This window comes from Nonomuraea sp. NPDC048916 (genome assembly GCF_040649575.1).
Classification (GTDB): domain Bacteria; phylum Actinomycetota; class Actinomycetes; order Streptosporangiales; family Streptosporangiaceae; genus Nonomuraea.
The window spans coordinates 78,418-96,188 of record NZ_JBEZFS010000001.1; the positions used below are offsets into that span (position 1 = coordinate 78,418).

General features: G+C 70.3%; 16 protein-coding genes and 1 pseudogene. 8 read left to right on the forward strand and 9 right to left on the reverse strand.

Features of this window, described 5'->3' with window-relative positions; genetic code table 11:
* Positions 1-7 precede the first annotated feature (7 nt).
* Complete coding sequence (hpnC, locus tag AB0C16_RS00405; protein WP_357677254.1) at positions 8-850, reverse strand: squalene synthase HpnC; 843 nt, start codon at positions 848-850, stop codon at positions 8-10.
* Positions 851-1,130: 280 nt separating this feature from the next.
* The gene (locus tag AB0C16_RS00410) at positions 1,131-1,913 is read right to left on the reverse strand and encodes a polysaccharide deacetylase family protein (protein WP_357677256.1); all 783 of its coding nucleotides are present in this window, start codon (positions 1,911-1,913) and stop codon (positions 1,131-1,133) included.
* A gap of 23 nt (positions 1,914-1,936) precedes the next feature.
* Here AB0C16_RS00410 and AB0C16_RS00415 point away from each other — a divergent pair, with 23 nt between their 5' ends.
* The gene (locus AB0C16_RS00415; RefSeq protein ID WP_357677258.1) at positions 1,937-3,289 is read left to right on the forward strand and encodes a hypothetical protein; all 1,353 of its coding nucleotides are present in this window, start codon (positions 1,937-1,939) and stop codon (positions 3,287-3,289) included.
* Here the strand turns inward: AB0C16_RS00415 and AB0C16_RS00420 are convergent.
* From AB0C16_RS00420 to mgtA, 3 genes and pseudogenes are all read right to left on the reverse strand, one after another.
* Positions 3,188-3,946, reverse strand: a pseudogene (locus AB0C16_RS00420) (DMT family transporter); the annotation flags it as partial. The gene AB0C16_RS00415 and the pseudogene AB0C16_RS00420 overlap by 102 nt on opposite strands.
* Positions 3,943-4,824: a DMT family transporter gene (locus AB0C16_RS00425; protein ID WP_357677260.1), complete on the reverse strand. Its 882-nt coding sequence runs from the start codon at positions 4,822-4,824 to the stop codon at positions 3,943-3,945. The pseudogene AB0C16_RS00420 and the gene AB0C16_RS00425, both read right to left, overlap by 4 nt.
* A gap of 322 nt (positions 4,825-5,146) precedes the next feature.
* A complete protein-coding gene (gene mgtA / locus AB0C16_RS00430) occupies positions 5,147-7,810 on the reverse strand; it encodes a magnesium-translocating P-type ATPase (protein ID WP_357677262.1) in 2,664 nt (887 codons plus the stop codon).
* Between the two features lie 268 nt (positions 7,811-8,078).
* Between mgtA and AB0C16_RS00435 the strand changes: the two genes are divergently transcribed.
* Positions 8,079-9,167, forward strand: a complete 1,089-nt coding sequence (locus tag AB0C16_RS00435; protein ID WP_357677264.1) for a hypothetical protein — start codon at positions 8,079-8,081, stop codon at positions 9,165-9,167.
* A 77-nt stretch (positions 9,168-9,244) separates the two neighbouring features.
* On the opposite strand, the gene AB0C16_RS00440 is transcribed toward AB0C16_RS00435, so the two are convergent.
* The 3 genes from AB0C16_RS00440 to AB0C16_RS00450 all read right to left on the reverse strand — a co-directional run bounded on the left by AB0C16_RS00440 (position 9,245) and on the right by AB0C16_RS00450 (position 12,163).
* Entirely contained in the window at positions 9,245-9,901 is a 657-nt protein-coding gene (locus tag AB0C16_RS00440) for a response regulator transcription factor (protein ID WP_357677266.1), read from the reverse strand.
* Entirely contained in the window at positions 9,898-11,076 is a 1,179-nt protein-coding gene (locus tag AB0C16_RS00445; protein ID WP_357677268.1) for a histidine kinase, read from the reverse strand. The genes AB0C16_RS00440 and AB0C16_RS00445 overlap by 4 nt, the downstream gene beginning before the upstream one ends.
* Before the next feature lie 496 nt (positions 11,077-11,572).
* Positions 11,573-12,163 carry a TetR/AcrR family transcriptional regulator gene (locus AB0C16_RS00450; protein ID WP_357677270.1) on the reverse strand — a complete coding sequence of 197 codons (591 nt, stop codon included), beginning with the start codon at positions 12,161-12,163 and terminating at the stop codon, positions 11,573-11,575.
* Positions 12,164-12,258: 95 nt separating this feature from the next.
* Between AB0C16_RS00450 and AB0C16_RS00455 the strand changes: the two genes are divergently transcribed.
* The 5 genes from AB0C16_RS00455 to AB0C16_RS00475 all read left to right on the forward strand — a co-directional run bounded on the left by AB0C16_RS00455 (position 12,259) and on the right by AB0C16_RS00475 (position 15,898).
* Positions 12,259-13,494, forward strand: a complete 1,236-nt coding sequence (locus AB0C16_RS00455; protein ID WP_357677271.1) for a glycosyltransferase — start codon at positions 12,259-12,261, stop codon at positions 13,492-13,494.
* Positions 13,495-13,657: 163 nt separating this feature from the next.
* Entirely contained in the window at positions 13,658-14,269 is a 612-nt protein-coding gene (locus tag AB0C16_RS00460) for a methyltransferase domain-containing protein (protein WP_357677272.1), read from the forward strand.
* Positions 14,270-14,367: 98 nt separating this feature from the next.
* Positions 14,368-15,105: a nucleotidyltransferase domain-containing protein gene (locus tag AB0C16_RS00465; RefSeq protein ID WP_357677274.1), complete on the forward strand. Its 738-nt coding sequence runs from the start codon at positions 14,368-14,370 to the stop codon at positions 15,103-15,105.
* A 9-nt stretch (positions 15,106-15,114) separates the two neighbouring features.
* Complete coding sequence (locus AB0C16_RS00470) at positions 15,115-15,249, forward strand: hypothetical protein (protein ID WP_357677276.1); 135 nt, start codon at positions 15,115-15,117, stop codon at positions 15,247-15,249.
* 16 nt (positions 15,250-15,265) lie between these two features.
* Complete coding sequence (locus AB0C16_RS00475) at positions 15,266-15,898, forward strand: maleylpyruvate isomerase N-terminal domain-containing protein (protein ID WP_357677278.1); 633 nt, start codon at positions 15,266-15,268, stop codon at positions 15,896-15,898.
* A 14-nt stretch (positions 15,899-15,912) separates the two neighbouring features.
* On the opposite strand, the gene AB0C16_RS00480 is transcribed toward AB0C16_RS00475, so the two are convergent.
* The gene (locus AB0C16_RS00480; RefSeq protein WP_357677280.1) at positions 15,913-16,497 is read right to left on the reverse strand and encodes a TetR/AcrR family transcriptional regulator; all 585 of its coding nucleotides are present in this window, start codon (positions 16,495-16,497) and stop codon (positions 15,913-15,915) included.
* A 60-nt stretch (positions 16,498-16,557) separates the two neighbouring features.
* Here AB0C16_RS00480 and AB0C16_RS00485 point away from each other — a divergent pair, with 60 nt between their 5' ends.
* Positions 16,558-17,757, forward strand: coding sequence for an FAD-dependent monooxygenase (locus tag AB0C16_RS00485; RefSeq protein WP_357677282.1), 1,200 nt, complete (start codon positions 16,558-16,560; stop codon positions 17,755-17,757).
* Positions 17,758-17,771 lie beyond the last annotated feature (14 nt).

Below are 17,771 nucleotides of genomic sequence, written 5' to 3' on the forward strand. Positions count from 1 at the left end.
CGGTTCTTCACCTCCATGTCGCGAGAATGCGGAGCAACGCGGCCAGCGAACGGCTGCGACGCGGGCGGATGGCGGGGCCCAGAACGTCATGAGCCGACCGTTCGAGTGCGGTGACGGTGGCGAGTCCTCCCGCGACGTAGCCGGCGACGGCCACGCGGGCGTACCCGGACAGCGAGGCGACGAGCGGGTGGCCGTCCTGCAGCATCCGGGCGGCCCGTCCGGCCTGAAGGGCCACCACGCGGCGCAGCCCTCCCGGGGTCGTGCCGCCGGCCAGGTCGTCTTCGGCACAGCCGAACCGGCGCAGGTCCTGCGCGGGCAGGTAGATCCGGCCCCGCGCGTAGTCCTCACCGACGTCCTGGCAGTGCTCGATGATCTGCAACGCGGAGCACACCCGGTCGGACAGGGTCAGCCGCCGGGGAGCCGCCGCGCCGAACACGTGCAGGACGAGGTGCCCGACGGGGTTCGCCGACAGTTCGCAGTAGCCGAGCAGGTCATCGAAGGTGTCGTAACGGGTGACCGTCTGGTCGCGCCGGTTCGCCTCCACCAGCAGGTGGAAGGGCTCGGCCGGAATCGAACAGGTCTCGACGGTTCGCGCGAGCGCCCGGACGGGTGGCAGCCGCGGGCTCGATCCGGCGTAGAGGCGAGCCAGGTCCGACTCGACGTCGCCGAGCAGCCGCAGCCGGTCGCCCGGCTCGGCCTCGTCGCCCAGGTCGTCGACGAATCGCGCGAACCCGTACACGGCCAACAGGTGCTTCCGGTGCGCACGCGGCAGCACCCTCAGGGCCACCGGGAAATTCTCCCGTCCGGCCTTCGATATGAAATTGCGCATGCAGTCCTGCTGCGATGCCATTGCTACGGAATCTCCACCGAACGGCGCCACAAAACAACGCCAACGCCATTCATCGGCATCTATTACGCCTTCTCGGTGCCGAATTTACGCATTCCAGCGACTTCTCTACCGCCCAGTCATCCGAAATCGCCCATAAGCGGAATATTGCCGTAATTGCTGTTTTATCAATACGGGCCGGCGGACACGGTGTTCCTGCACAGCACCAGGGAGGACCGCCATGCCCAGCCCACCGCAGCGCCGTCGCCCTCGGGCGACCCGGCGACCCTCCATGGACGTTGCGCTAGGTGGTGCCGGACCGGAGGCGCCTTCCGGGCGCTCCGCCCGCCCGAGTGCCCGCCCGAGCGCCCGCCCCGGCGACGCCGTGGTCACGCAGTGGCCCCACCCGCAGCCCCATCCGGCGGCAACGCGCCACCACCCCGGGCAGCGCGCCGAGCGCCGAGCGCCAGGCACCGGGGGCCGACGTGTGGTCGGAGTCGTGGAGCAGGACGGTCGCGCCGCCCCGCAGGCCGGGCAGCAGGGTCACCAAGACCGACGCCGGACTCGCCGAAGCCGTCCAGTCCCTGCCCCACACGGTCCACAGCACCGGACGGAGCCCGCGCAGCCGAGCCGCGGCCAGCGCCTCGGCGCTGAGCACACCATACGGCGGCCGATACCAGGCGGGGCGCACCCCCGTGACCGCCTGGACGAGGTCCGCCGCCCGGCCCATCTCCGAGGCGACGCCTCCCGGACGGGTGATCAGGGCGTTGACATGCCGCCAGCCGTGCACCCCCACCTCGTGCCCTTCGGCGACGATGCGGCGCCCCAGCTCGGGATGACGTTCGAGCATCTCACCGAGGACGAAGAACGTGGCCCGGCAACCGAGCCGCCCCAGCTCGTCCAGGAAGCGCGGGGTGGACCGCGGATCGGGACCGTCGTCGAAGGTCAGCGCCACGTGGTCGGCGTGTCCCGCCCCGGCGAGACCCGGCAGCCCCCGCCGCACCACGGGCAGCCAGGTGGCGGCCGGGCCGGCGTGGACCAGCGCCAGGCCCGCCAGCGCCACCGGCAGCGCGGCCCGGCTCGTCATCTCACGTCCCGCCGGAGCGGATCGTGAGCGCGGCCAGCCGGCGTCTCCTGATCATCAGCGCCGCCATGGGCGCCGGGCACGACCGGGTGGCCGCCGAGCTGGCCCGGCGACTCGCCGCGCAGGGCGCCGAGGTGGAGATCATCGATGTGCTCCAACTGCTCCCCTTCCGGCTGGGTCCCCTGCTGCGCTGGTGGTACCACTGGATGATCACGTGTACGCCGTGGCTGTACGAGGTCATCTACCGGGTCTTCTTCGTCGCCAAACGCGCCCCGTCGACCTCTCCGCTGACGATCCTGGCCGGGGCCCACCTGCGCCGCCTGGTCTCCCGCCGCCCGCCGGACGAGGTGATCTCGACCTTCCACCTGGCAGCCCAGGTGACCGGGAGGCTGAGGCGGCGCGGCCGGCTGCCGGCTCCGAGCACCGTGCTCGTGACCGATTTCGCCGTGCACCGGCTCTGGCTGCATCCGGGCAACGACCGTTACCTGTGCCCGAACCCCACCGTCATCCCGCACCTCTCCGCCATGACCGGCCGGCCCGCGTCCCATTGCGCCCCGGTCGTACGACCGGAGTTCCTCCGCCGATCCGCCCCTCCGCCGCGTACCTCTGGAGGGGGGACGCCGGAGGCACGGCCACCCACCGCCGATCACGCCCGGACCCGCGCCCGGATCGGCGCGGCTCCGGACGAGCGGCTGGTGCTGGTCTCGGCCGGATCCTGGGGCGTGGGCCAGGTGGCCCGGACCGCCCGGATCCTCGCGCGCTCCGGCAGGTACACGCCGGTCATCCTGTGCGGGCACAACGACGGGCTGCGCCGCCGGCTGGCCGCTGCCCGGACGGGGCTGGTCCTCGGCTGGCAGGACGACATGCCGGAGCTCATGTCGGCCGCCTACGCGCTGGTCGACAACGGCGCGGGGCTGACCTGCGAGGAGGCCTTCGCCGCTGGACTGCCCGTCGTCTCATATCGGACCATCCCGGGCCACGGTCGCGACGGCGCGCTGGCGATGGCACGGGCGGGCGTGAGCGTGCACGCGCCCGACGCCGCGGCGCTCCTCGACGCGCTCGACCGGCTGAAGGACCAACGGCGACGCGACCACCAGATCGCCCGGGCATCGGCTCTCTTCCTGTCGCCGCCCGCCGAGGCGGGTCTGGCATCAGCACCGGCCCCCCTGCGCCGAGCCGGCCGGCTCGCCTTTCAACTGGGCCCTGACCAGGGGCGACCTGGCGAGCAGGAAGCTGCCGAAGAAGATCATGCCGATGCCGGCCGCCTCCAGGACGATCCACGGGCCCGTCCGGACGTCCTCTCCGAACATCAGGGTGCCGTAGAGGATGCTGGCGATCGGATCGCTGATGGTCAGCGCCGGCTGCGCGGCCACCAGTGACCCGCTCTGCAGCGTGTTCTGCAGCAGGAACAGGCTGCACAGACCCGCGGCCACCATCGCGTACGGCTCCCAGGAGGTCGCCAGGGTCACCACGTCGCTCTTCAGGATGGACGTGCTCTCCTTCATGAACGCGGCCGTGAAGGCGAACCCGATGCCCGTCGCCACCCCCAGCAGGGCGGCCCTCCCGTCACCCCTGACCAGCCGTGCCACCAGGCACAGGAGGACGACCGTGCCGACCGTCACGATCGACGCCATGATCCAGACCTCCGAGCTGGGCACCTCTCGCCCCGGCCCGGGATCGGCGCTGAGGAGGAAGATCGTCAGCCCCGCCGACATCAGCGCCACCGCCAGCCAGAGCCGCCCCTCCAGCTTCACCGTGAAGATCACGGAGAGCAGGAGCATGGTGAACGGCAGCTCGGTGATGAGAACCGGCTGCACGAGGGCCAGCGGCCCGGTCGACAGCGCCGAGGCCTGGAAGACGAACCCGGCGATGAGCGCCACGATCCCGCCCAGCCAGATCGGACGCCGCATCAGATCGAGGATGAGGGCCGGCCGGAACGCCTTGCTCTCGGGGACCGAGCGCGCCGCGAACCGCTGAAGGTTCGAGGCGACGGCGTTGGAGACGGCGGCGAGCAACGCCAGCACAACCGTGATCACCAGCCCTGCCCCTCCGGACGCCGGTCGGCGTCCTGCTCTGATTTGGCGAGAAACGGAGACCGCCCCAGGATGACGATCCCCGTCACCATCGCGATCAGGCCGGCCACCTCCGCCGCGAGCGCCTCCGGAGTGACCCGCAGCTTCTCGGCGAAGATCGCGACGCCCAGGACGATTCCGGCGATCGGTTCGGCGGCGGTGGTGGCCGGCAACGAGATCCGCAGCGGCGCGGCGTCGAACGCGCTCTGGGTGAGGAGCAACCCGATGAGGGCGACGCAGGGCAGCAGGTAAAGTTGCCAGGTCCTGAGGACGGCGCCCGGCCCATCGCCGAACGTGAGCACCGTGCTACGCGTCAGCACGTCCTGGAGCCCATACAGCACTCCGGCCGCCGCCGCCAGCAACATGGCCTTGGTCTGCAGGGAACAACGGAGCCCCATGAGGACGAGCATGGCCGCGACCAGGAGCACCAGGAGCACCGTGAGCCACCGCGCGGAGTTGTGCGCAGGCTGCTGACCTCCGTGCGGTTGCCCGAAGAACAGGAACAGCGTCACTCCTCCGCTCACCAGCACCGCCCCCAGCCACTCGATGAGCGCGAAGTGCTCCTGGTAGACGACATGGGCGGCGGTCAGGGCGAACAAGAGGTTCGTCGCGAGAAGCGGCACGACCCGCGCCACGCTGGACTGCCCGAGCGCGATGGCTCCGAGGATCTGCCCGCAGATCATCAGGCCGATCCCCATGCGCCAGAGCGGCGTGCGCGCGAGATCCAGCAACAGACGCGGGTGCAGCATCTCCCCCAGGGGCTCGCGATACGCGGCATGCTGCTGGGCGACGAACCCCAGGCCCAGAAGACACGCCGCTCCCAGGCAGACCGCGATGACCACGAGCGACGCCTCTCTCCGATCTCCGGTTCGACAGGAAGGTGTGCCGGAACAGCCACTCTCGTACCTTGGTCACCGGCGCCCGGAGCTCGGCTCGCTCCCTCCGGCGAACCTCTGCTGAACAGCCCTCAGGCCACACCTTCCCCCCGAGCGCGGACTCCATGCCTGACCCGCGCCAGCCGACGTCCGGCGTTCGAGCAGGTCAGGAGCCCGTTACCCGCTGCCGGCCCGCGCTGCCGCACCACCGTGACCGGCGTCGCCGGCACCCTGTGGGTAGGGCTGTCGCTGCGCCCGCTGAGCAGAGTGGCCGCCACCGCCCGCGGGGTCAGCGAACTTCCGCTGGCCGCGATTGCCGGCGGATCCGATGGACGGTGGTGAACCGTTCGGCCCTGCGGTGGGTGCGATGGCCGGCCGCGCGCTCGCGACCCACCGGTACGGCTGGGAGAGTGCGGTAGAACCAGTGCTTGCCCGCCTCGATCAGACCGAGATAGATGACCACCATCAGGGCCAGGGCGAGGAAATACAGGCCGGGAAGCGGGAGGAAACCCAGCATCTGCGCCAAGGGGGTGGCCGGCAGCACCACGCCGATCAGAACGACCCCGACGGCGGCGACCACCAGCGGAAGGCTGGGATGGCTGCGGAAGAACGGGCTGCGTCGGGTCCGGATCGCGAAGATCACAAGTGTCTGGGTGGCGAGGGATTCGACGAACCAGCCAGTACGGAACAAGGGGGGGCCGGCATGGAAGATCCCGAGCATGACGGCGAAAGTGGCGAAGTCGAACAATGAGCTGAGCGGCCCGAAGAACAACATGAAGCGCTGGATGAGCTTCATGTTCCAGCGGGCGGGGCGGGCCACCTGCTCGGGGTCGACGTTGTCGGTGGGAATGGCGAGCTGGCTCGCGTCGTACAGCAGGTTGTTGAGCAGGATCTGGGAGGGCAACATCGGCAGAAAACCCAAGACGAGGGAGGCCCCGGCGGCACTGAACATGTTGCCGAAATTGCTGGAGGTGCCCATCAGGACGTATTTCATGGTGTTGGCGAAGATGCGACGGCCTTCCATGACGCCGTCGGCGAGCACGTTCAGGTCCTTCTCCAGCAGCAGCACGTCCGCGGCGTCCTTGGCGACGTCGGTCGCGGTCTCGACCGAGACGCCCACGTCGGCGGCGTGCAACGCGAGGGCGTCGTTGACGCCGTCGCCGAGAAAGGCGACGTCCCGTCCGCTGCCCCGCTGAACTCGCACGATGCGGGCCTTCTGTTCCGGCGTGACCCGTGCGAACACGGTGGACCGGTCGATGAGAGCGGCCAAGCCGTCGTCGTCGGCGGCGTCGACGTCCTGACCGGTCGCGACACGTCCGCCGGGCAGTCCGAGGTCGGCGCAGAGCCGCGCGGCGACCGCGGGGTTGTCACCGGTGAGAACCTTCACGGTGATACCGAGACCGGCCAGGCGTTCGAGTGCGTGGGAGGCGCTGGTCTTGGGCGGGTCCAGGAAGACCAGCAGGCCACGCAGGACGAGGTCACACTCGTCGGCGACCGTGATCTGGGGCGATTCCGGGGCGGGACGTTCCGCCACCGCGACCACGCGGTTGCCCGCGGCGAACTCGGCCGCCAGCGTGGCCGTCACCTCGGGCGGCACACTGGTGCAGCGTGCCAGGACGGCTTCCGGCGCGCCCTTGGAGATGAGGGTCCTGCGACCCGCGTGTTCGACCACGACCGACACGATCCGGCGTTCATGGTCGAAGGGAAGGACCGCCAGCCGCCGATAGGGGGCCAGCGCGGCGCCGAGAGCCGCCGCGGCCGGAGCCTGCCAGAGCGCGACGTCCAGCGGGTTGCCGCCCGCCACCCGCCCGGCGGCGACCACGGCTTCGTTGCAGAGCAGGCCGAGCTTCAGGGGCTCGTCGGCAGGGGTGCCGTCCGGACCGAGGGACCGCATGAGGCTGATGCCGTCTTCGGTGAGCGTGCCGGTCTTGTCGGTGAACAGCACCTCGATATCGCCTAAGTCCTCGATACAGACCAGGCGTTTGACCAGCACCTTGCGCTGGGCCAGGCGCCGTGTCCCCGCGGCCAGGCTGGTGGAGACGACGGCGGGCAGCAGCTGCGGGGAAATCCCCACGGCGATCGCCAGCGAGAACAGCAGGGCGTCGATCACCGGGCGGTGCAGAAGCAGGTTGATGACGAAGATCGTAACGGTCAGCACAGCGGCGACCCTGACCAGCAGCATGGAGAACCTGCTCAACCCGAGCTGGAACTCCGTGTCGGGGTGACGCTGGCCCAGGCCGAGCGCGATCTTTCCGAACTCGGCTCGCCCGCCGGTGGCCACCGCGACCGCGGTGCCGGAGCCGGCGTGCACCACGGTGCCCATCAGCCCGCAACCGCTCAGTTCGGCCAGGGGAGCGCCCGGCCGGACCGGTGCGATCGACTTGACCACCGGCATCGACTCCCCGGTGAGCACCGACTCCTCGCACTCCAGCCCTTCGACGCGGACCAGGCGCAGATCCGCGGGCACTACCTGGCCGAGCCCGAGTTCGACGATGTCGCCGGGTACGACGTCGGTCACGTCCACCGACTGTGGCCGACCGTCCCGCCGGACCACGCAGGTGTGCCTGATCTTTGAGTGCAGCGCCTGCGCGGATCTCTCCGCGCGGTACTCGTTGAAGAACCCGAGGCCCACTGACGCCGTCAGGATCGCTCCGATGATCAGGGCATCGGTCGGTTCGCCGAGGAAGTAGGACGCGATCGCCGTCAGGGCGAGCAGGATCAGCAGCGGGGATCGTAGTTGCCGGGCCAGCACCGCAAGCCGCCGGGCCTGATGCGTGCGCACCGCGTTCGGGCCCAACGCCTGAAGCCGTTCTCGCGCCTGGGGTCCGCTCACTCCCTCCCCGCTGGTCTCCAGCCGGGCCAGCACGGTCTCGACGTCCAGGCTCGCGGCGGTGGTGACATCCAGGCCCGCCCATGCATCGTGTCGTGTCGAGGGCACGGTTCCGGCGCTCATCACCTCACCTCCCGTGCCTGTGAGCATGGACGGTCCTCCCGGCTCACGGTAGAGACCTAAGCCCTCAGGGCCGGCATGGGCCGTCGAGCAGGCGGCCTTGACGACGATCAGCCCACCGCGAGGACCTGCCTGTTCACAACGTTTGTACTCAAGGCTGGGTCCGCCGTCGTATCCGCCAGACGGCAGATACGACGGCGTGACCGGTTCCGCCAGGGTTGACGTCATGAATGTCAGACGAGTTCGACCCACGTCACCCATGGAGTCCGGCGTGACGCGCCCCGGGCGCCGGACACGGTCCAACTGGCCCGCGTGGGCCTGTCAGGCGGCGGCTGCCTGGTCACTGCTCTACGGCATGGCGGGGCTCTACTGGACCTTAGGCGGCGCGGCCTTTCCTTTCGGCGTACGGCACGATCCCGACGCCGCGCGAACGATGCTGGAGCAGGCACGGCCCGAAACGCTCGGCCCGCTGATCGCCGCCGTCGGGTTCGCGGCGGCTACGCTCGCGATGGCCATGTCACGCGGTCACGGACGCGGCATCACGCGCGCGGTGCTAGCCGGAGGGGGGTGGCTGCTGTCCGCCGCCCTCACCCTGGTGATCCCCGACGGCCGGCCGTTGATGGCCGTGGCCCGCCTGCCCCTCCTCCTCGTCGGCCTGCCGTTCGGCTGGCCGTCCGGGGTGAGCCTGTTCGACCGCGGCGTGCTGCCCTGGCCGGTGCTCAACCAGTTGATCCTCATGCTCGGCGGCCTGCTCTGGGCCCTCGCCACATTGGCGTACCGGCGCAGGACCGCGCGGACGTGCCCCAGTTGTGGCCGTGCCGACTCCCTAGCCAGGTGGACGACTCCCGAGGCGGCCTCGCGGTGGGGTCGATGGGCCGTCGCCGTCGCCGTCGTCATCCCCCTGTTTTACGCGTCGGTGCGTCTGGCCTGGTTCGCAGGCATCCCGTTCGGCGTCACGTCCGAGTTCCTCACCGAGGAGGCGCGGGACACGCCCGACATCTGGCTGGCGGGGGCGATGGAGGGCCTGCTGGCGATCGGCGGGGCCGTTCTCACCCTCGGCCTCGTCCAGCGCTGGGGCGAGGTCTATCCTCGCTGGATCCCCGGACTGCGCGGCAGGCCAGTGAAACCGCGAACCGCGATCGTCCCGGCGTCGGTCGTCGCCGTCCTCGTCACCTCGGGATCGATCAGCCACCTGAACGCGCTGATGAGGGGCTACTTTCCGGAGAGGCTCTTCGGTGACAACTGGGGGACGATCCTGCCCGGCACGCTGTGGCCGCTGTGGGGAGTCGCGCTGGGCGCCGCCGCCCTGGCCTACCACTTTCGCCGCCGTGGCACCTGCGCCCGCTGCCACCGCGCCTGACGGAGAAACGAATGCGGGCTACCGAGTTGGGTTACCAGCGATCGGGGCCGCACCGGAGAAGGCGGGCATCTGCCCGCTCATCCGTCCACGAGACCCACGGACCACGCCCAGGCGGCTATTGCCACCCTGTTGGCCACACCGAGTTTCGACTGGACCTTCGCCAGATGAGTTTTGACGGTGCCCGCGGTGATGAACAGGTCCTGGCCGATTTCCACGTTGGTCATTCCGCGAGCCACACGTCGCACGACTTCCTCCTCGCGCGGCGTCAGAACAGAGACCGCAGCGTGTGCCGGGTGCACGGGATTCGTCCTGGCGCTGCGGAGAAGGCGAAGGGTCAGCTCCGGGCTGATGAGAGTGTCCCCGGATATGGCGGCCATGATGGCCTCGATCAGGAGCTGGGGACGGGATCGCTTGAGAATGAACCCGCAAGCGCCGTGTCGCAGCGCGGCGGCAATGTACTCGTCGATATCGAAGGTGGTCACGATGATGACCCGCGTTCGTTGGTCGAGCCTCTCGTCGCGGATGTGACGGCACACCTCGAGGCCGTCGAGGCGCGGCATCCGGATATCGAGGAGCAGCACGTCCGGACGCAACGTCCGCACCATTTCCAACGCGGCCGGGCCATCGCCCGCTTCGCCGACGACCACCATGTCCGGCCTGCTGTCCACGACGGTCCGGAACCCTTCGCGCACTTCCAGCTGGTCGTCCGCGATCGCGACGCGAGTGCGATTCATCGTGGTGTTCTCCTTGACGGGACATTCATGCTCACGCGCCAGCCCGATGGTGACGCTCCGGCACTCAGCGTGCCCCCGAGCGCCTCGGTCCGTGCGCGGACCTCGCGCAACCCCGTCCCGCCCCGCCTGCGGGGGATCAAGCTCCGTGACGGGCCTCGAGGCGCCGCGTTCTCGACCCTGAGGAAAAGCCCACCGCTCGGATCCATCCGTACCTCGACGCGGACCCAGGCACGATTCTTGGCGTGCCGTCTGATGTTCGTCAGGGCTTCCATCGTCACGCGGTAGGCGGTCTCACTGACTTCCCTGGGCAGCGTCGCGACATCGCCGTCCACGAGCAGCCGCACGTCCACGTCCTCGGACACCTGTCGAAACGACTCGACCAGGGACTCGACGGCACGCATGTCCGGCCGGCGTATCTCTTCCTTCGTTTCGGCGGAGCCGGGGTCGTCGCCGGACAGCAACTCCAGCGCGCGGTCCATGGACGACATAGCCCGAAGCCCGGCCTCTTCCACCCGCCGCAGGGCCGCCAGAAGCCTCTCAGGATCGGAATCGCGCACGAACTGCGCGGCCTGCGCCTGCGCGATTATTCCCGACAGGTCGTGTGCGACGTAGTCATGCAGATCACGCTCCAGCTGCCGCTTCTGCCTGCTCTTCTCGGCTTCGACCATACGTTCGGTCCGCCGCGCGGCGAAGCGTGGATATCCGCCGATGACGACCGCGGAGGCTGAGCCGAGTCCCCACAAGGCACAGCCGGCGAGCACCGCTCCGACATCCTCGTCGGGAATGAATCGGCTTATCCACGCTATTTGCGCGACTGCGGTCACGATCCCCGACACCCAGAGTCCGCGGCCTCTGTTCCACCTCACGACAAGTGTCAGCAGGACCAAGAGGGCGGCGACTTCGACCAGTCCCCACATTCCGGCATCTGTGCTGCCGCGGTATCCGGTGGCATGCGCGAAGCCGGTGGCCGCGAGGGACGCGCCGCCAGGCAGAGCCGTCCACCAGGAGCCGCCGGTTCCGATGGACGGGCGCAGGATGGCCCAGGCGACCACGAACGCCCACCCGATGGCCGCTGGCACGGCCGCGAGCAGGCCGATCGCTGGAGAGACGGGCAGGAGAAGGAGCGCCAGAACGAGTGCGGACGACGCTACGGCGGCCCATGCCCGATGGGACATGGGAACGAGTCTAGAGCGCCGGTCACCCAACGCCGCAGGGGTTCGTGGTCTCCTGACGGGCGGGACGAATGGTCCCCTGATCGGGTAGGCGGACACTGTCATGAGTTCACCAGCCGGAGCCGGGCGCACGGTATCTCCCATTCGGCAGAGGCGCCGCCCGGGGTCCGTCAGGCGAACAGGGCCATGAGTGCGAGGTCTGCCGCGGGATGGTGGTGCGACCGCGCCGCTGAGAGGGCGGTCCTCGGGCGCAGCCGCGATGATTCATCGGCCCGCGCGGGCTCAGGCGCGTCGCTCAGTGTTCGGGGGGCACAGGATCAAGGTGTAGTTCGTTCTGGGGGACTGGCCGGTGCCCGCCCTCCTGGGGCAGGCGATATCCCTGATCGTCGGCATCGCCGAAGCATCCCGTTTTCCGGCGATCAGGTCGCGCTCTTCCTCCAGGATCGTCCAGTGCTCGACCAGCCCGGCTCGGACCGGCCGAAGATTCCCGCTACGGCCATCACCCCGTGCGGAGCCGCGCCAGGTGGTAGTCGAGCAACGCCGCGACCTCCTTGGGCGTGTAGTGCCCGACCAGGGTGGCGTTCACGATGCCCTGCGCGAAGGCGTACAGGATGCTCGCCTCCTTGCCGGCATCCAGGTGGGCGGCGAGCTGCCCGGCGGCCTGGGCGGCCCTGATCTGCTCGGCGAAGAAGGACAGCAGGAGCGGCAGCCCGAGCCGCATCGCGGCCGCCTGGTTCTCGGACACCACCGAGCTCGCCTGGAACGCCAGCCCGATGTGGTTCAGGTAGCTGCGTTCCTCGTCCAGTGGCAACAGCTCCAGCACGGTCGCCCGCAGCAGGTCGAGCGGCGTGGACTGGTGCGCGGCCACGGCCGCCATCCGGTCCCCGATCCAGATCCCGATGCGCTCCAGCGCCAGCAGCAGCATCTGGTCCTTCGTCGTGACGTAGTACTGCACCGCCCCCATGGACATCCCGGCCTCGGCGGCGACCTCCCTCAGGCTGACGCTCTCCATGCCCTTGTCGTGGATGACGCGGTGCACGGCCTCGGCGATGTGCCGCCGCCGGGCCTCGTGATCGACGATCTTCGGCATATCTCCCACTTTTCTCGTGCGACCGCATGGTAAAAGCTATCGCTCCCGTTTATCATGCGACTGTATGACAAACGGGAGTGACAGGGGGGATCTGGATGCGGGTTCTGATCATCGGAGTCGGCACGCGCGGGGACGTGGCGCCGTACACGGGGCTGGGGATGCGGTTACGCGAGGCCGGGCACGAGGTGACGATCGCCGCGCACGAGCCGTACACGGAGCTGGTGACCGATGCGGGCCTGGAGCACAAACCACTTCCCGGAGACCCGCTCCCCGCGCTGACCGGCCGTTTCTCCGTACGCATCAGCGCCTTCGAGGAATACGGCGAGCAGCTTATGGAGGGCCTGGCCGAGCTCGCCGGACAGGAGGCCGACCTGCTCCTGCTCGGCATGGCGGGCGCGCTGGGCTGTCACGTCGCCGAGGCGATGGGCGTGCCGAGCATGGGGGTGCACCTGCAGCCGATCGACCCCACGGGAGACTTTCCGCCGGTCATGAGCCTGTTCCGCCGGTCGCTCGGGCGGTGGGGGAACCGCAGGGCGGCCCGGCTCGCGTTCGAGTTGCCCGCCGCCGGCCCGCTGCTCGCCGGGTTGAGCACGAAGATGCGGGCCCGGCTGGGGCTGCCCCCGATGACCCCGAGCGCCCTCTATCGGCGCCGGGAGAGCACGCGGTGGCCGGTCTTCCACGGGGTCAGCCCGCTGGTGCTGCCGCGCCCGGCCGATTGGCGGCCGGGGCTGGAGATCACGGGTTACTGGTGGCCGCTCCGGCCGCGGGGCTGGCAGCCTGATCCGGTGCTGTGCGACTTCCTGGCGTCGGGGCCCACGCCGGTCTTCGTTGGCTTCGGCAGCCTGGCGGACGCGCGGGCCGAGCAGTACACGGAGCTGGCCGTGCACGCGCTGCGGCGGGCCGGGCTGCGTGGCGTGTTGCAGACCGGCCTGCGGGGACGCCTCTCGGACGACGTGCTCGCGGTCGGCGACGTGCCGCACGACTGGCTGTTCCCCCGGATGGCCGCCGTCGCCCACGCCTGCGGCAGCGGCACCACCGGGGCCGGGGTGCGGGCGGGGGTGCCCGCCGTGGCCGTGCCGGTCATGAACGACCAGCCGTTGTGGGCGTCCCGGCTGATGGCACTCGGTGTGGCTCCCGCCGCGATCCCGTTCCGCCGCTTGACGCCCGCGCGACTGGCCGACGCGCTCACCACCGCGGTCACCGACCCGGCCTACCGGCGGCGGGCCCAGGCCCTCTCGGTCCGGATCTCGGCGGAGGACGGCGCGGCGCCCATCGTCGAGGCGGTGAACCAGCTCCGGGTTACCCGCGGGCCCGGCCGCCGACCAGGATGACAGGTCGGACCGGAGGCGCGCCCCCGGGCCGCGCTGGGCGCGAGGTCAGGCCCGGGATCTGCTCGGTTGCCGTGGGGGTTCGTGGTCGGCGGCCACCGCTCGCTCAGGCCGGTAGTGCCGAGGCAGTTGACTTGAAGCCGTCTTGAAGTATGACTCTGGAGACATGAACACCACGACTCCCTGGACGGGCGGTGGACCGTCCCGCTCGCCGTTCGCGACACCGAGCGGGATGCCCGGACGGCTCGCCGGCCGCCTGATGCTGTGGATGAACAGGCAGCAGGACCTGCTCGACCTCCTCGACGTTCAGGAGGGCGAGCGCGTGCTGGAAGTCGGTTACGGACCTGGCGGGATGATCCGCTTACTCCAGCGGACGTCGGCGGGACGGATCTGCGGGGTGGATCCCTCGCCCGAGATGCGTGACCTCGCCACGCGGCCCCACCGTGCGGAGATCGCCGCGGGGCGAATCGACCTGCGGTTGGGCACAGCCGACCGGTCAGGATTCCCCGATGCGGAGTTCGACCGCGTGGTCTCGGTGAACAACGTGGCGATCTGGCCGGATCTCGAGGGCGGACTACGCGAGCTGCGCCGGGTGACCCGACCGGGTGGACGGGTGGTGATCGCCTGGCATGGCGGAACGCGACCGTCATGGATCGCTCGCGGCCTCGCGCTGACGGAGGAGCAGCTCAGCCGCATCGACCGAGGACTTCGCGGCCTCTTCTCCGATGCCACGCGCCACAAGCTGGCCACCCTCACGGTCTTCTCCGCCGTCCGCTGACACCGCGCGGTCCGAACTGTGGCCACCGCCGGGATGATCTTTCGCTCGGGCGGCGGATCGCTCATAGTTTCACCATGCGCGCTGCCACGGATCTGTTGTTGAGACGATTTCTGGACGACCTGCGGCCCGTCGTCCCGCTTGTAGCGCTCTGGGCGCACGGCTCGCTGGCCAGGGGTGACTACCAGCCGGGGCGCAGCGACCTGGATCTCATTGCGGTCGTCGAAACTCCCCTCACCGGCGAGCAGAAGGACGGGCTGGAGCGGTTGCACCAGGCATTGGACCTGCCGCTCAGCGAGCACCTGCACTGTTCCTACCTGGCCCGGGACGAGTTGTCCGAGCTCGCGGCCGACCACGTGACGTGGGCGATGGAGGAGCTCTTCGAGCGCCCGGTCACCGCCGTCACGCGCCGCGAGCTGCACGAGGACGCCCTGGAACTGTACGGCCCGCCGCCCGCCGACCTGCTCCCGCCGGTTTCCGACCAGGAGCTGACCGACTTCATCCGTGCCGACCTGCGAGAGTTCTGGCTGGTCAAGACACGTGACCGGCGGCGCTGGCTGCGAGATGTCTGGGTCGATCTGGGCCTGGTGACGGTCGCCCGGGCGACGGTCACACTGCGGGACGGCCGGATGATCACCAAGCGGGAGGCGCTCGACGTGCTGGTCCAGCTGGGTGCGCCTCCCCGGGTGGTGGCCGACATCCGGGCCCGTCGGTACGGCCTCCCACACCCCCCGCTGAGCCGCTTTCGCCGCGCGAAACTGGCCCGGGCCTTCCTCAGAACGAGGATCAACCAGACCCTGCGAACACCCGGCGACGCGCAGGCGGAACGGCTCAGGTGAAGAGCCGCGGTGTTCACCGGCATCGGCGCGGTGGGGGCGATCACACTGGGCGTCGTGCTCAACGACGCCCCCGTGCCGGCGGGAAAAATGGCGGCGCTCGCGTTGATCGTCGGAGGGATAGTGTTGGCCCGAGTCACCACATAAGGGGAAAGGTCCGGCTATGAGGGAGTCCTATCTGGTCGCCGCGCAGTCGGCGGTGGACCTGCTCGGCGATCCGGCCGTGGCGGCGGCGTGGGACAAGCCGAGCGCGCTCACCGAGTTCGGCGTCGCGGGGCTGGCCGGACACCTGGCTCACCAGCTCGTCCGGGTGGAAGCCGTGCTCGGCCCCCGGGAGGGGGAGGCGCAGGAGCCCGTCCACCTGCTGGAGCACTACTCCATGTCGCCGTGGGTGCAGGCGGGCCTCGACCACGAGAGCAACGTCGGCATCAGGCGTGGCGGCGAGGCCGCCGCCGCCGAAGGGCCCGCCGCGCTGGCCGCCAGGACGGGTGAGCTGCTGGAGCGCCAGCGAGCCGCGCTGCCCGCCGAACCGGCCGACAGCGTGGTGCACCTGCCCTGGTCGGGCTGGTCGCTACGGCTGGACGACTTCCTGCTGACCCGGCTGATCGAGCTGGTGGTGCACTCCGACGACCTGGCCGCCAGCGTGGGCGTGCAGACACCGGAGCTGCCCTCCGAGGTCGTCGCCCCGGTCGTCGACCTGCTGGCGCGGCTGGCCGTGCACCGCCACGGGGCCACGGCGGTCATCCGCGCGCTGAGCAGGGCCGAGCGGGCGCCGGCCACGATAAGCGCCTTCTAGGAGTTGAGCGCCTCCTAGGAACACCTCTCCGGGGAAGAGGTCACCATGCGCAGGGCGGCGACCACCTCGCCGCCCGACAGCGCGCGCTCGGGGTCGAGCAGCCACTGTGACAGGAACCCCGTCAGCATGGCCTGGTAGAGCGAGCCGGTCAGGCGCACCCGCTCGGGATCGGCTGCGGCCTCGATGTTCTCGAACAGCTCCGCCAGGCCGTCGCGCGCCTCGCGGAGGCCGCGTACGAGATGCTCCCGGACCTCCGGCACGTGGTCGATCTGCCCGAGCAGCTCGAACTGGGTGACCCACAGCGGTCGCAGCCGGTCGAACGACTCGATCACCCGGTCCCACGCCGTCTCGAAGCGCTGCAGCGGGGTCGCGTCGGGCTTCGCGTCGGCGGCCAGCGTCGCGCCCAGGTCGAGGCCCCACTCCTTCATCGCCTCGAACAGCGCCTCGTTCATCAGCGCGTCCTTCGACCTGAAGTGGTAGCCGATCGCGGCCAGGCTCACGCCCGAGGCGTTGGCGATGTCGCGAGCGGTGGTGCGTGAGTAGCCCTTCTCCATGAGACAGCGCTTCGCCCCGGCCAGCAGATCCTCACGGTTTCCCATGCCGGGAGAATAGCACAACCGTCTTGGACAATCGTCTAAGACAGATGTATCGTCCAGGGCATGAAGAAAATCCTGATCTCCGGCGCGGGCATCGCCGGCACCGCGACGGCCTACTGGCTGCACCGCCACGGCTTCGCCCCGACCGTGGTCGAGCGGGCGCCCGCGATCCGCCCCGGCGGCTACAAGGTCGACGTCCGCGGCGCCGCGCTCAAGGTGGTGGAGCGGATGGGCCTGCTCGACGCGATCCGCGCCCGGAGCACGGACATGCGCCTCGCGACCTACTACGACGGCACGGGGCGCGGGCTCGCGACCATGGACGCCGACCTGTTCGGCGGCCGGCTCGGCGACGACGTCGAGATCATGCGCGGCGAGCTGAACGAGCTGCTCTACGACCTGACCCGCGACGACGTCGACTACCTCTTCGGCGACTCGATCACGAGCGTCTCCGAGGACGGGCTCGTGACGTTCGAGCGATCCGAGCCTCGCCGGTTCGACCTGGTCGTGGGGGCCGACGGGCTGCACTCCGCCACCAGGCGGCTGGCGTTCGGGGAGGAGTCGCGGTTCGTCCACGACCTCGGCTGCCACATCTCGATCTGCACGGTCCCCAACCACCTGGGCCTGGACCGGGAGGAGGCCGTGCACGCCGCTCCCGGCAGGACCGCGAACGTCTACGGCACGGCCCGCGACGCGAACGCCAGGGCGCTGTTCATCTGGTCGTCGCCGCCGCTCTCCTACGACCACCGCGACACCGCCCGGCAGAAGGAGCTGCTGGCCGAGGCGATGGCCGGGATGGGATGGGAGGTGCCCAGGCTGCTGGCGGCGGTGCGCGAGTCGGCCGACTTCTACTTCGACTCCGTGAGCCAGGTCCGGATGGAGAGCTGGTCCCGTGGCCGGGTCGTGCTGGCGGGCGACGCGGCCCACTGCGCCTCGCCCGCCTCGGGACAGGGCACGAGCCTGGCCCTCGTGGGCGCGTACGTGCTGGCGGGCGAGCTCGCCGAGGGCGGCGGCGCCGAAGGCTACGAGGCGGAGATGCGCCCGTTCGCGGCGGCCAACCAGGCGCTCGGCCCCGCGAACCTGAAGGGCATGGTGATCGGGTCGCGCGCGGCGCTCTGGACCCAGCTGACGATGCTCAGGCTGCTTCCCCGCCTGCCCGGCGCCGAGCGGATGATCAGCCGGGTCACCGGCCCCATCCACCGGGCCGCGAACGCCATCACGCTGAAGGACTACCAGCCCCGCAGGAGGCGCCAGCCCGCGGACTGAATCCTCGGCGAGGT